The organism is Pseudothauera nasutitermitis (genome assembly GCF_004801295.1).
GTDB lineage: Bacteria > Pseudomonadota > Gammaproteobacteria > Burkholderiales > Rhodocyclaceae > Pseudothauera > Pseudothauera nasutitermitis.
In genome coordinates, this window is record NZ_SSOC01000006.1 from 1 (window position 1) to 12,917 (window position 12,917).

Consider the following 12,917-nt stretch of genomic DNA (forward strand, 5'->3'; position numbering starts at 1 on the left):
ACGGCCAGTCTCATTGACGCCATGCACGGCAAATACGTTCTTGGCGAGATCGATTCCAGCGGTCACAATGCTCATGGACTTCCCCTGTCGGACGGATTGATGAGAGTTCGCACTTCCCATCGTGGCATTCAGGTGCCGATTACCGCAATGCGGTCAGGCCGGGACGGGGAAGTCCCTTTCATTCGTTAGAAATCTTATGCAACTGTCCATTTCATCAATAAGTCAAGCATTCTTCGCCTGGGCAGACCAAGCGTTATCTCAGCCAATTCCGAGCTCGACCGTAGCATTCCACTTCAATCTCTACGAGGGGCGGGAGTCAGTGCATGTCCAGCTCATAGGCATTGATTCCTTTGTTCTTGGCGATGTTTCAGAGCGGGACTACTGGCCCGGCTCGGAGACGTTTAGTACAGGAGAGAACATTTTCGAGATTCCGTTCTCCGTAGCTGGCGCTGGCTGGCAAGAATGGCAGCAAACCAGCATCGCGATGGCTCAGTCCTACATTATCAATGGCAACAAGTCGAACGTTCTCAAGATACACGCGGCGTGGGAATTGGCTTTGTCGATGGGGATATGTATGTACTCTGGCAATCATCAGCCATCTAATATGGTGCTCAACCACGCTCCCTTCGGTCGCTGGACGCTGCACCATAAAGCCGCGCAGCGCCAGCTAGATCTACGTTAGGCTTCATCAACAACCGGTTGCGGCCATATGGACTGGAAACCAAAAACAACCAATCCCGCAATACTTACGGCCTTGTCTGACTACCGCGACTTTCTCATGCGGATAGCAACTCTTTACGCAGGCACTAGGCTTGTCGAGTTAATCGATCTATTTGCACTCGGCGGCGAGACAAAGATTGCTATATCTGATGACTTTCCCGAAGGAATGACCACCATCCGGACAGTAGATCAGTTGTCCAAATCCATTCAATGCGGAGAGTATGGGCAACTTGCATTAGGGCTTGGAGTGATCCAGTTATGCACCGCCTTCGAGATATTCTTTGATAGTGCTGCAAGCTCCCACGGAGTCGCCGTCTCACAGGCTGACTCATTTGACGCGACCCATCATTCGATTGGCGGAACAGTCAAGCTGGGTAACAAGACGCTGATGCAGATTAGGAAGCTCCACCTCTCATTGGGAGTCAATAGTCCAATGAATTCCGACGAAGTTTTGATCAAACTCGCGTCGATCATCGAAGCACGGAACTGCTTTACTCACGCCGGCGGCTTGGTGAAAACTCTCAAAGCTAAAGAGAGACTGTGGGCATACCGAATCCCGAGCACCGTTGGGCAACCTTTGAAGCTCAAAGACAACCACCTCGATGACTTCTTGCATTACATGGCAATCAACACCTTGGCGTTTGTCAACAACGTGCCATGAAGCCTAACTCCTCAGTCAAGCAGACTGGGCGGTTCCTACGGTTTTGTGGATGCCCGGGACAAACGGCTTCGGAGTGTGCCTTGCTGCGTGGCCACAAAACTCTCGACACATCGTGCTGATTCATGGAGAGGCCACTTATATGGCTACCGTTCCTTTCTCATCCGACCCCGAGCAGGATCCCCGGGTCCGCGCGGTATTTGACGATATCCGCGCCACCCGCAAGACGGATTTCATCAACAACATGTGGCGGGCGCTGGCCTTCGATCCGGCGCTGCTGGAGCGCACCTGGGGCGAGGTCAAGGCGTTGATGGCCACGCCGACGGCGCTGGACCCGCTCACCAAGGAAATGATCTACATCGCGGTGTCCGTCGCCAATTCCTGCGGCTACTGCGTGCATTCCCATACGGCCGCAGCCAAAGCCAAGGGGATGACGGCCGAACAGCATGCCGAACTGCTGGCGATCGTCTCGTTGGCGGCAAAGACCAACCACCTGGCAACCGGCCTGCAGGTGCCGGTGGACGAGGTGTTCGACCTGGGACGCGGCGCATAGCAGCCGAACCCGTGCCTGCGCCGCTCGACTTCGGCGCGGCATCTTCGGGGATTGTGCAGCGTAGCTACGGCTGCGCGGCCACCGCCTGCCGTGGCGTGGCCTTCGCCGCCACGCCGATGCCCACCAGCCCGGCGGAGGCCACGCTCAGCACGAGCGCGGCCGCAGAGCCGTAGAAGATGCCGGAATCCAGGCCGGCATCCAGCATCGCGCCGAACACCGGCGCGGCCACGCAGAACCCCAGATCGAGGCCGGAATACACCGTGCCGTACACCCGTCCGGTGGCGCCCGGCGGCGCGGCGCGCTTGATCAGCATGTCGCGCGAAGGGCCGGCCAGGCCGGTGCCCAGGCCGGCCACTGCGGCGAGCGAGAGCGCCGCGATGCCGGGCAGCCAGCCGCTGCCGGCCAGTGCCAGCAATGTGGCGGAGGCGAGCAGGCTGACGCTGATGACCAGCTCCAGACGTGCCACCCGGCCGACCAAGAAGCCGCCCGCCACCATGCCGGCCGCGCCGAACAGCATGTAGCCGGTGACCACCATGGAGGTCAGCGCCAGCGGCAGGGCGTAGAGATGCTGAAGCGCCGGGCTGGCGAAATTCTGGATGACGCTGAGCGCGCAGGTGCTCCAGAAGAAGAACGAGAAGCACAGCCACACCGAGCGCAGCTTGAGGAAGGCGAGCGGGTGCTCGCGCGTCGGCGCCGCATGGGTGGCGGCCCTGTGCGGGGTAGCGGCGCGTATGCCCTGGCGGTCGTCCAGCGCGTCGCGGTGCCACACCATGATGGCCAGCACCGCGGCCGCCAGCAGTCCGCCGCACAGGCAGGCCAGGCGCCAGGAACCCGTGGCGGCGGCGATGCCGGCCATGAACACCGGCGCGGCGGCCCAGCCGAGGTTGCCGGAAATGCCATGCACGGAAAAACCGTGGCCCAGTCGCTGCGGAGAGACGCGCTTGTTGAGGATGGTGAAATCCACCGGATGGAAGGGCGCATTGCCCAGCCCGGCGATGGCCGAGGCCGCCACCAGCCCGAAGTAGCCGGTGGCCGTGCTGGCGACCAGGCCCGCGATGGCGAAGCAGGCCAGCGCGAAGAACAGCACCGGGCGGGCGCCCACGCGGTCCACGACGAAGCCGGCCAGCGCCTGCCCGACGCCGGAAATCACGAAGAACACCGACACCATCAGGCCGAGTTCGGAATAGCTGAAGCCGAATTCCGCGATCAGGAACGGAAACAGCGGCGGCAGCAGCATGTGGAAGAAGTGAGAAGAGCCGTGTGCCAGGCCGATCAGGCCGATGGTGCGGGCATCCTGTTTCAGTGTGTTGGGGTTGGGCGTGCTCATGAAGGCGATCATAGTCAGCGGCATGCCGTCCGATATACGATAGCAAGCCAACTACTGTCGCGATCATGCCAAGCCACGCCGTTGCCGATCCCTCCGCCCCGTCCCCGCGCCGCACGGTCCGCCCGTCCGCAACGCAAGGGCGTGGCGCGTGCGTGCCGGCGGTCACGCCGCATCTGTTCGTGCCCACCGGGCAGCGTCCGGTACGCGCCAAGGCGCGCCAGTTGAGCGCGGCCACGCAGGTGATCCCGCACAGCCACGCATGGGCGCAGATGTCGATTTCCACCACCGGGGTGATCCGCCTGAGCGTGCCCACCGGCACCTACATCGTGCCGCCTTCGCGCGCGGTATGGATTCCGCCGGAAGTGGAGCATACGGTGACCATGGTGGAAGACGCCGACCTGCGTACCCTGTACTTTCACCAGCCTGCGGGGTGCTGCGGGCCTGGCGTGCCGCCCGGTGAGGAGGAGCCATGGCGCCGCTGTCGGGTATTGCACGTCTCCGAACTGCTGCGCGCGCTGGTGCGCGAGATGCCCAGCGTGCCGGACGACGTGGCGCTGCCGGCGGAAGCGCTGCGCCGTGAAGCCTTGCTGAGTGCGTTGATCCTGGAAGAGATGCGTACCGCCCACGCGGTGCGCCTGGGCGTGGACCTGCCACGCGACAAGCGCCTGCGCGCGCTGTGCGAGGCGGTGCTGGCCGACCCCACGCGGCACGAAACGCTCGATGGCTGGGCGCGCGACACCGGCGCCAGCCCGCGCACCGTCGCCCGGCTGTTCCGCCAGGAACTGGGCAGCACCTTCTCCCAATGGCGCCAGCAGGTGATCCTGGCGAAAGCCGTGGCGCTGGCCGCCGGGCGGCGGCCGATCAACCAGATCGCCGCCGAACTGGGCTACAACAGCCCGAGCGCGTTCAGCGCCATGGTGCGCCGGGCGGTGGGCATGTCGCCGGCGCGCTTCCTGGGCGCGCAGCAGGGTTGAAGCGCCGGGCGCGGATCATGCCTTGCCCGGGATGCTTCGACTTCGCGCCCGCGCGCGGCTACCATTCGGCCGCCCCCGAAGGCGGCGGGCAAACGCAGGCCAAAACCCAAACCCCCGACCGACCGTGACCGGAGTTGCCATGACCCAGACCGAATCCCCCGCCCCGTTCCGCAGCCTGTGCGTGTATTGCGGTTCCGCCAACGGACGGCTCGACGACTACGCGGGTGCCGCCCGCGCGCTGGCCGCCGCCATGGTGGAGCGTGGCATCCGCCTGGTGTATGGCGGCGCCAGCGTGGGCATCATGGGCGCGGTGGCCGACGAGGTGCTGCGCCTGGGCGGCGAGGCGGTGGGCGTGATTCCCGAATCGCTGATGCGCAAGGAGCTCGCCCATGCCAAGCTCACCGAACTGCACGTCACGCCGTCCATGCATGCGCGCAAGACGCTGATGGCCGAACTGGCCGACGGTTTCGTCGCCCTGCCGGGCGGCATCGGCACCTTCGAGGAACTCTTCGAGGTGTGGACCTGGGGGCAACTCGGCTTCCACCGCAAGCCCTGCGGCCTGCTCAACGTGGCCGGTTATTACGACGGGCTCACCGGCTTCCTCGATCACGCCGCGCAGGAGCAGTTCGTGCGTGCCGAGCATCGCGCCATGCTGGTGGTGGAAAGCGATCCGGTGAGGCTGCTCGAGCGCTACGCCGCCTATCAGCCGCCCGCGCTGGCGAAGTGGGTGGAGCGCGGGCAGACCTGATGTTCTAGCCACCGCGCGGGCCCAGCGCTTTGGTCAGACGCACCAGCGGGAAACGCCCTCCCTGCGTCACCGCGCCATCCGTGGCGTAGCCGAGCTTCAGGTAGAAGTCGAGTACCTCCAGCTTGCCGGTGACCAGCGCTTCGCGCAGGCCGGTCTCGTAGGCCCATGTTTCCAGGCCCTGCATCAGCAGGCGGCCGATGCCTTGGCCCTGGCGATCCACCGCGACGGTGATGCGTTCGAACTTGGCCTTGCCTTCGTAGTTGCGCAGGCGGCCGGTGGCGGCCGGGGTCGGGCCGTCCATGATCAACAGATAGTCGACCTTTTCCCCCGGCTTCTCGTCGATTTCGCCTGCCACCGGAATGTCCAGGCTCAACGCCACTTGTATCCGCAGATAATGCACGGCGGCCAATTGCCAGGTCTCTGCGACCCGAATGATTTCCATGATGTTTGCCCTTTATGTCTGCCGGTCCGCGGCGAGGCGCCGCAGCACTGCGAAGACTCGCCGGTTTTCCTCGTCGTTGCCGATGGTGACGCGGATCCAGTTGGGCAGGCCGGTCTCGCGCCCCGAGCGCAATACGATGCCTTCTTCCAGGAATACCCTGGCCGCCTCGTCGCCGTCGCGGCCGAGATCGATCATCAGGAAATTGGCGAAGCTGGGGATGTAGCCCAGGCCCAGCGCGTCGCAGCAGGCGTAGTAGTCGGCGAGCCCTTGCCGCACCGCAGCGACCGAGCGCGCGAGGAAGTCCTCGTCGTCCAGCGCGGCGGCGGCGGCGATCTGAGCAAGATGATTCACATTGGGCGGCGTCTTGACCTTGTGCAGCAGGCGTATCGTCTCCGCCCCGGCGGCCGCGTAGCCGATGCGCAGGCCGGCCAGGCCATAGGCCTTGGAGAAGGTGCGCAGCACGATCAGGTTGGCATGCCGGCGTGCGAGCGCGATGCCGTCCGGGAAGTCCGGCGCCGCGGCGTACTCTCCGTAGGCTTCGTCGAGCACCACCGCCACCTCCGGCGGCACGCGCTCGAGAAATGCCCGTAGCGCCCCCGAGGCGACCACGGTGCCCATCGGATTGTGGGGGTTGCAGAGCCAGACCAGGCGCGTGCGTGGGCCGATGGCCGCCGCGACCGCGTCGAGGTCGATGGCGTATTCCCGCAGGGGAACCGTCACGACGCGTCCGCCGCTCACCTTGCTGGCGATCGTGTACCAGCCGAAGGAGGGTTCGGGGAGGACGACCTCGTCACCCTCGCCGACGAAAACCGAACAGATCAGCGACAGAATCTCGAAAATCCCGTTGCCGAACAGAAAACGCTCCGGTTCGAGATCGTGGCGGCGTGCCAGTTTGTTGCGCAGCGCGTCGCAGAAAGTGGCTGGGTAGCGCGAAGCCTCGCCGAGCGCTGCCGCCAGCGCCTCGCCGACCCGCGGCGAGTAGCCCAGGCTGTTCTCGTTGAGGGCCAGGTTGATCAGCCTGCCGTGCGCGCCGGATTCGTCCAGTGAGCGTGGAGGGTCGAAGCCACGGATGGCATCCAGGTGGTGGCGATACTTCATGGTGTGCATGCTCTCCCGTGCAGCCTCACGCGGCCGCTCCCGGTTCTCCCCAGCGCCACAGTCCGGCCGTGCCGGCCGCTCCCGGCCCCGAATTCAGCGCCGCGCCGCGCAGTTCTTCGCGCCCATGCGGCGCCAGCCAGGGCGCCAGCGGATCCTCGTCCAGCACCACTTCGGTCTCGAAACCGCGCCGGTACTTGCCGTTCGTGCCCGGCAGCAGGCCCAGGCTGATCTTCTCGCGCTCGTCGATGAAGCCGGGCGTCTGGAACAGATCGCGCGCATAGGCCCACAGGTGGGGGAAGTCGGTGATGCGCTCGACCGGCCCCAGTTCGGCCGGAAAGCGCGGCCGGTAGTTGGTGTCGTAAGAGGCCAGGGTGACGAACAGACGCACGTCGGCGTCGGTCAATTGCTCGCCGAACAGGTAGCGCCGGCTCTGCAGACGGAAGTCGAGATCGGCCAGGCGGGCCTCGAAGACCGTCTTGGCCGCCGCCGCGGCACCGGTGGAGGTAGCGAACAGCACCTTGTAGGGGCCGTTGTTGACGTCGTCGAAGAGTTGCTGGTTGAGCAGGTCGATCTGCGCACGCAAGGCCTGCGGATAAAGATCCGGCGCGCCCGGGCGGTGCAGCGGTGCCCAGGCGGTCTCCAGGTCGATGCTCAAGGTATGGTAGTCGTTGGTGACGACCCGCCCGCTCGCCACTTCGACCACGGCCGGTACGGTGCCCCGCCGGTCGTAGCCCGGCAGCGTGCGGCGGTACAGCTCATTGAGGCGGGCCACCTTGAATACCTCGTCCACGCCGCCGGGCTGGTCGTCGAATTCCCAGCCGTCGTCGCCGCGTGTCTTCACGTAGCCCACTGGGATCGCCTGCTCCAGCCCGAGCAGGCGGCGCACGATCAGTTGGCGGCGCGACCAGCCGCAGCCGGTGGATACGATCAGACGGTAGCGGCCGGCTTCGACCGGCAGTTGCGCAGGTCCGTCGCCAAAGCGTTGCGTGAACACGTTGCCCTGTCGTACGAAGGCGCCGTCGTGGCTTTGTTCCACGGTCTTTTCTGGATACACGGTTGCCATGTCATTTTCCTTGGAAGGGTTTTGCGGGTGCCTGGATGTTCGCCGCCTGGGCGTGCCGGGGCCCATGCCGGCGGAGCGCGGTGCGGCGCCGTTCTTTCATCCGCTCAGAATTTGTAGGTCAGGCTGACGCCGAAGGTGCGCGGATCGCCGTATCCGGTGGGGTAATGGCCGTTGCTTGCGTTGGTGCCCCCCTGGTAGAGCATGGCCTGGTTCTTGTAGCGTTTGTCGGTCACGTTGTTGACGTAGGCGCCGATGACGATCTGTTCGCCCGGCAGCGTGTAGTTGGCGCGGACGCTGCCGAGCCAGTAGGCTTTCTGCAGTGCGTACAGGTCGGTGTCGTTGGTGACGTTGAAGTGGTGCCTGCTGGTGTAGCTCCAGTCGGTACCGAGCGCCAGCGTGCCGCCGGCCAGCGGCGTGCGGTAATCGACGCCGAGCAGCGCGGTCGTTTCCGGGACGCGGGCAAAGCCGTAGCCCTTGTAGTTGGTGCCGCCGGCGATCAACTCGTCGAATTTCGTCCGCAGGCGGTTCAGGTTCGCGCGCAGGCGCAGTGCCTCGGTGAGCTGGAACTGGGCTTCGAGCTCGATGCCGTCGACCCGGCCGGAGCCGGCGTTCATCAGCGTCGGGTAGAACACGCCGTTCAGCACCTGGTTGACCACCAGTTGCATGTCGTCGTAGTCGTAGTGGTAGGCCGAGGCGTTGAACACCAGGCGTTTGTTCAGCCAGGTGCTCTTGTAGCCGACTTCGTAGGACTTCAGCTTTTCCGGATCGACGACCGAGAACTGCGATACTCCCGGCACGCCGTTGGGCGTGATGTAGGTGTTGTAGTTGCCCGAACGGAAGCCGCTGGCGTGGCGGAAATAGACCAGTTGGTCGTCGTCGATGCGGTACTCGGGGGTGATGTCGTAGCCGAGGTTGGACCAGCTATTCTTGATCCGGCCGCCGGTCGAGTAGTAGGTCGACAGCGTGGCCCCCGCCAGCGCGTCCGGCGACCACCAGTTGCCGTTGACGGTGAAGGGCGAGGCGCCGGTGGCGCGCACCGTGGTCAGGTCGATCCCGCTCTTCTCGTAGGTGTAGCGCAGGCCGCCGCTGAGCTTGAAGCGTTCGGTGAATTCGAAGCCGACGCTGCCGAACAGCGCGGCGCTGGTGGTGTCCTGTTCGTAGGCGGTGGCGTTGAAGGACTGGGTGGCGGCGTTGCCGGTGAGCTTGGCGTTGGCGCCGTAGGATTCGTTGTCGTCGCGGAACAGGTAGGTGCCGGCGATCCAGGTGAGACGCTCGTCCGTGGGCGAGGCCAGGCGGAACTCCTGGCTCTTCTGGGTTACCTTGTTGCGCGAGTAGGAGCGCGCGCTGCCGCCGGTCGCGTACTCGTACGGCGTGTAGTCGGAATCGACCAGGCCGGTGCGCCGGCCGTGGTCGATCGCGGTCACCGAGGTCAGCGTGAGGCCGCCGATATCCCAGTTGAAGGTGAGGCTGGCGCCCTCGGAATCGACCTTGAGCGGCAGATCGAAGTTGTAGGCGACGTGGTCGCGGTCGCCCCTGCCGGCGCCGATCGGGGCGACGTAGCCATTGACGTCCGGCGCGCCGTTGCGGGTGACCGAGTACCAGGGGTTCTGCGTGCCGTCGAGCCGGCGCACATGCACGTTGAGCAGGGCGTCGAGTTCGGGGGAGATGAGCGCCAGCAGCTGGAAGCGGCCGGCGAAGTCGTCGAAATCGCCGACGTCGTTGCCGGTGGTCGTGTTCTTGGCCAGGCCGCCGCGCTTCTCGTAGTGGATGGCGGCGCGGCCGGCCAGCACGTCGTCCTTGATGGCCCCGCCGACGGCGCCCTGGAACACGCGGGAATCCAGGTTGCCGATCTGTACCCTGGCATAGCCGTCGGTCTCGAATGCCGGCTTGCGCGAGATGAAATGGAAGGCGCCGCCGGTGGTGTTCTTGCCCCACAGCGTGCCCTGCGGGCCGCGCAGCACCTCGACCCGCTGCAGATCGAACAGCGGTCCGCCGGTGAACAGGTTGTTGTTGTAATACACCTCGTCGGCATAGAAGCCGATCGGGTTCACCGCGTTGTTGGTGGCTTCGTTGGAGCCGACGCCGCGGATGAAGAAACGCGGGCGCGCCCGGCTCTCGGTGTTCCAGCCCTGTGCGCCGGGGATGAATTTGGCGACGTCCTTGGTCGTCCGCAACTCGCCTTCCTCGAGGTCCTCGCTGCTGATCGCGGTGATCGCCGAGGGGACCTTCTGCAGGCTCTCGGCACGCCGGGTGGCGGTGACGATCACCGTGTCGAGCTGCTCCCTGCTCTCGGCGCCCTGCGCCGGGACGATTCCGGACAGGGTGGCGAAGAGTCCGCCGAGGGCGAGGATGAGCGGGCGTTTCCTGAAACGGATGGTGCTGGGGGAATGCTGCATGACGTTCTCCGGAAAGTTCTTTCGTCGGGGGGAAGGAAACCGAGGCCCGGTGCGCAGGCGGCGGGCCGGTGTGCTCAGGCCGGCTCTGCTGTCTGGCCGGGGCGTCCGAGCCAGAAGGCGAGGACGATCCAGATCAGCCCGGCGGCGGCATAGGCGACCGGCGCCACGAACACCGCCTGGGCCAGGGAGTGGGCGTCGGACAGGCGGCCGACGAGTTCGGGGCCGACGATGCCGGCGATGCCGGAGGTCAACACCACGGACAGCGCGGTCGCGCTGTTGCGCAGATAGGGCGGCACCGTCTCGACGATCAGCGTCGTCAGGGTGCCGGCGCTGAAGCCGAAGAGGGCGATCCCGGCCGCGATGGCGATCTGCGCGACCGTCAGATCGCGGCTGCCGTAGGCGATGGCGAAGGCCCCGGCGGCCAGCAGCGAGGTGGTCGCCAGAAAGGCGGGAAAGCCCCAGCGGAAAGGCCGCAGGAACAGGCTGGAGAAATAGCCGCCGAGCAGGCCCACCGGCAGGGTGTAGAGCAGGATCTGGGCGAGAAACCCGGAAGCCTGCTGGTTGCTCAGATCGAAGACGCGGTGCAGGTAGGCCGGAATCCAGATCTGCACCGACATGGCGGTGAAGAAGAACAGCAGCGCCAGCGAATGCAGGACGTAGCCCGGATAACGGAAAACGGCCAGGCTTTCGCGCACGCCGGGCCTGGCGCGGGCCGGCGCCTCGCCGGGCTGGATGTCGTCGAGCGCACCGATGGCCGGTTCCCGGACCCACAGCAGCAGGGCCGCGAGCAGCAGTCCGGGCAGCCCGGCGACGAAGAAGGCGGTCCGCCAGCCGTATTCGGCCGCCAGCCAGCCGCCGAGCGCCAGTGCGGCGGCGGTGCCGATCTTGTTTTTCAGCATGTACAGCGAGAACACCAGGTTGCGCCAGCGCGGACGGTAGAGGTCGGCCAGCCAACTCGGTGCGAGGGTGTTGTAGGCCGCTTCGCCGAAACCGGTGGCGACGCGCCAGAACAGCAGGCCGAGAAAGCCGGTGGCGAGGCCGGTGGCAATGGAGGACACGCTCCAGATGGCGACCCCGGTGAGCAATACGGCCTTGCGTCCGAAACGGTTGGCCAGGACGCCGAAGATTGGCGCGCCGAGGATGCCCGCCAGGGTAAACATCGAAGACAAACGCCCGATCTGCTCGTCGCTGAAACCGAATTCCGCTTTGATCGGCGTCAGCAGCGAGGCAATGATCATCGCGTCCAACACGCAGACGACGCCCAGCAGCCAGATCAGCGTCAGCGACGCATGGCTGTTGTGCTGCCAACGGGAAGGGCTTGGCAAAGGGGTGTCGAAAGAATCGGTGAGCGTGCTTTCCTGCGGGTTGGCCATGACTGTCTGCCTCGGATGATCGGGAGCGGAAATCCGAACGGCCTGGGGGCGTCCAGAAGGAGGCCTATTGTTCAATGCCGGGTGCAGGGGATCGAAGGACAATCCGTGTCACATATATACAAACATCTGATTAACTTAGATTTTTGATTGCCTTGCCATAAACCTGCGGCTTGATTAGCTTTTTTTGGAAGCATCCGTCAGCCATGCAAAAGAGCCGCCCGGAGGGGGCGGGTGCACGCATGAACGTTCGGGCAAAGCCGCCGGATTCGCCGCTTTGCGGGGCCGGCCTTCAAGGTGCCTGATCCGCGTGATGCCCGGTCCGACGCGCGGCGAGATGATGACGGTGATGGCCGCAAAGCCGTCCATCACCGCGCTGGCGGGCAACGATGAACGAAGTACAGGAAGAGCGAACCGATCCATGGAACATCCAGCAGCGGACAATTCGTGCCAGCCTCGCAGTGCCAACCCCGCTTCCGGAGCGGCGCCGGGGAGGTACCAGATCGGCCTCTACGACCGTGAATTCACCCTGTTCCAGGTATCCGGCCTGCTGATGTCGGCAATGGAGCAAAGTGTTTCGTTCGAAGGGCTGCGACGGGAGATCGATATCGATCTGCAGCAGGGCAGTTGGCCGGCCGCGACCGTCTCCTATGCCGAGATGCGGAGAATCTTCGAGCGTTTGTGGCTGACCGGAGATAAAGCGCAATCCCTGTTCAACCATGCCTCACGGATCAACTTTGCCAGTTTCGGTATCGTCAGCCTGGCGGCGATGGCGCTGGACAGCAGCGAGAAGGGCATCCGCTTTTGCGCCAAGAATCTCCGTACCCCCTGGAATGCGGTCCCGGAGGCCAATCGGAACGGCAGCATGAGCATGCTGCACATTCCCAAATTCTACGATCCGGAGTTGCGCGCGACGCTCGAGCATTTCCATTTCGTCAACTGCTTCGCGGTGTCCCGTTCCCGATCGCCTGGAATCCGGGTCGCTGATTCGGTGCGGTTTACACGCTCCTGCGGCATTTCCCGGTCGGCGCTGGAGGACTATTTCGGCTGTCCGGTTTTTTTCGACGAGGACATCGCACAAATCGATTTTTCCCGGCAGTGGCTCGACCGCCCCGTTCCGATCCTTGATCCTGGCTTGCGGACCAGGGTGACGCAAATGTTCGAGGACGTTCTGGCCGAAGAGGCGCTGCGCGGGCAGAGCATCCTCCAGTTTCTGAGTACGCACCTAGACGAAATCAGATCGTCCGAAGACATGGCGCGCCTGCTCGGCGTCAGCCGCCGTACGCTGGCTCGTCTCCTCGACCGGGAAGGGGTCAGCTATTCCATCCTGTCGCGTGAGGTGCGCCTGACCGCGGCCCGCCGCATGCTGCGGCACGGCGTGGGCACGGCGAGGATTGCCGAGAACCTCGGTTTTGCCGACGAACGCAGCTTCCGGCGGGCCTTCCGGACCTGGAGCGGGGTGAGTCCTTCCGAGTACCGGCGTTCCCAGGAGCGCTTTCCCGGGGGCCTGACACGGGCCTGAGCCGTCCGGTATTCCACCGGGAAAACCGAAGGCATGACTTGCTCGG

The 12,917-nt window shown here is 64.9% G+C and carries 13 protein-coding genes; 7 read left to right on the top strand and 6 right to left on the bottom strand.

The window, feature by feature from the left end:
* From E6C76_RS22280 to E6C76_RS16050, 4 genes are all read left to right on the top strand, one after another.
* Positions 1-189, top strand: a 189-nt coding sequence (locus E6C76_RS22280) for a hypothetical protein (protein WP_211090284.1), incomplete at its 5' end; no start/stop codon positions are given.
* 7 nt (positions 190-196) lie between these two features.
* Positions 197-682 (top strand): hypothetical protein, encoded by a 486-nt coding sequence (locus E6C76_RS16040; protein ID WP_136349263.1) that lies wholly within the window; start codon positions 197-199, stop codon positions 680-682.
* 27 nt (positions 683-709) lie between these two features.
* Positions 710-1,381 carry a hypothetical protein gene (locus E6C76_RS16045; protein WP_136349264.1) on the top strand — a complete coding sequence of 224 codons (672 nt, stop codon included), beginning with the start codon at positions 710-712 and terminating at the stop codon, positions 1,379-1,381.
* Between the two features lie 139 nt (positions 1,382-1,520).
* The gene (locus E6C76_RS16050) at positions 1,521-1,931 is read left to right on the top strand and encodes a carboxymuconolactone decarboxylase family protein (protein ID WP_136349265.1); all 411 of its coding nucleotides are present in this window, start codon (positions 1,521-1,523) and stop codon (positions 1,929-1,931) included.
* A 64-nt stretch (positions 1,932-1,995) separates the two neighbouring features.
* Here the strand turns inward: E6C76_RS16050 and E6C76_RS16055 are convergent, their stop codons facing one another.
* Positions 1,996-3,282, bottom strand: coding sequence for an MFS transporter (locus E6C76_RS16055; protein ID WP_136349266.1), 1,287 nt, complete (start codon positions 3,280-3,282; stop codon positions 1,996-1,998).
* A 128-nt stretch (positions 3,283-3,410) separates the two neighbouring features.
* Between E6C76_RS16055 and E6C76_RS16060 the strand changes: the two genes are divergently transcribed.
* Positions 3,411-4,232 carry an AraC family transcriptional regulator gene (locus tag E6C76_RS16060; protein ID WP_230976294.1) on the top strand — a complete coding sequence of 274 codons (822 nt, stop codon included), beginning with the start codon at positions 3,411-3,413 and terminating at the stop codon, positions 4,230-4,232.
* A 139-nt stretch (positions 4,233-4,371) separates the two neighbouring features.
* Entirely contained in the window at positions 4,372-4,980 is a 609-nt protein-coding gene (locus tag E6C76_RS16065) for an LOG family protein (RefSeq protein WP_136349268.1), read from the top strand.
* A 4-nt stretch (positions 4,981-4,984) separates the two neighbouring features.
* On the opposite strand, the gene E6C76_RS16070 is transcribed toward E6C76_RS16065, so the two are convergent.
* The 5 genes from E6C76_RS16070 to E6C76_RS16090 form a co-directional block, all read right to left on the bottom strand.
* The gene (locus E6C76_RS16070; RefSeq protein WP_136349269.1) at positions 4,985-5,422 is read right to left on the bottom strand and encodes a GNAT family N-acetyltransferase; all 438 of its coding nucleotides are present in this window, start codon (positions 5,420-5,422) and stop codon (positions 4,985-4,987) included.
* Between the two features lie 12 nt (positions 5,423-5,434).
* Entirely contained in the window at positions 5,435-6,529 is a 1,095-nt protein-coding gene (gene hisC, locus E6C76_RS16075; RefSeq protein ID WP_136349270.1) for a histidinol-phosphate transaminase, read from the bottom strand.
* A 16-nt stretch (positions 6,530-6,545) separates the two neighbouring features.
* Complete coding sequence (locus tag E6C76_RS16080) at positions 6,546-7,583, bottom strand: glutathione S-transferase C-terminal domain-containing protein (protein ID WP_136349271.1); 1,038 nt, start codon at positions 7,581-7,583, stop codon at positions 6,546-6,548.
* 104 nt (positions 7,584-7,687) lie between these two features.
* Positions 7,688-9,979, bottom strand: a complete 2,292-nt coding sequence (locus E6C76_RS16085; protein ID WP_136349272.1) for a TonB-dependent receptor — start codon at positions 9,977-9,979, stop codon at positions 7,688-7,690.
* Between the two features lie 74 nt (positions 9,980-10,053).
* On the bottom strand, positions 10,054-11,352 hold the full coding sequence (locus tag E6C76_RS16090; RefSeq protein ID WP_136349273.1) for an MFS transporter: 1,299 nt from the start codon (positions 11,350-11,352) through the stop codon (positions 10,054-10,056).
* A 310-nt stretch (positions 11,353-11,662) separates the two neighbouring features.
* Here E6C76_RS16090 and E6C76_RS16095 point away from each other — a divergent pair, with 310 nt between their 5' ends.
* Positions 11,663-12,871, top strand: coding sequence for an AraC family transcriptional regulator (locus E6C76_RS16095; protein ID WP_136349274.1), 1,209 nt, complete (start codon positions 11,663-11,665; stop codon positions 12,869-12,871).
* Positions 12,872-12,917 lie beyond the last annotated feature (46 nt).

What these genes read in the sequence shown, in the direction of transcription:
- E6C76_RS16040 (WP_136349263.1), top strand. Translation starts at nt 197, where the DNA reads ATGCAACTGTCCATTTCATCAATAAGTCAAGCATTCTTCGCCTGGGCA.
- E6C76_RS16045 (WP_136349264.1), top strand. Translation starts at nt 710, where the DNA reads ATGGACTGGAAACCAAAAACAACCAATCCCGCAATACTTACGGCCTTG.
- E6C76_RS16050 (WP_136349265.1), top strand. Translation starts at nt 1,521, where the DNA reads ATGGCTACCGTTCCTTTCTCATCCGACCCCGAGCAGGATCCCCGGGTC.
- E6C76_RS16055 (WP_136349266.1), bottom strand. Translation starts at nt 3,282, where the DNA reads ATGCCGCTGACTATGATCGCCTTCATGAGCACGCCCAACCCCAACACA.
- E6C76_RS16065 (WP_136349268.1), top strand. Translation starts at nt 4,372, where the DNA reads ATGACCCAGACCGAATCCCCCGCCCCGTTCCGCAGCCTGTGCGTGTAT.
- E6C76_RS16070 (WP_136349269.1), bottom strand. Translation starts at nt 5,422, where the DNA reads ATGGAAATCATTCGGGTCGCAGAGACCTGGCAATTGGCCGCCGTGCAT.
- hisC (WP_136349270.1), bottom strand. Translation starts at nt 6,529, where the DNA reads ATGCACACCATGAAGTATCGCCACCACCTGGATGCCATCCGTGGCTTC.
- E6C76_RS16080 (WP_136349271.1), bottom strand. Translation starts at nt 7,583, where the DNA reads ATGGCAACCGTGTATCCAGAAAAGACCGTGGAACAAAGCCACGACGGC.
- E6C76_RS16085 (WP_136349272.1), bottom strand. Translation starts at nt 9,979, where the DNA reads ATGCAGCATTCCCCCAGCACCATCCGTTTCAGGAAACGCCCGCTCATC.
- E6C76_RS16090 (WP_136349273.1), bottom strand. Translation starts at nt 11,352, where the DNA reads ATGGCCAACCCGCAGGAAAGCACGCTCACCGATTCTTTCGACACCCCT.
- E6C76_RS16095 (WP_136349274.1), top strand. Translation starts at nt 11,663, where the DNA reads ATGCCCGGTCCGACGCGCGGCGAGATGATGACGGTGATGGCCGCAAAG.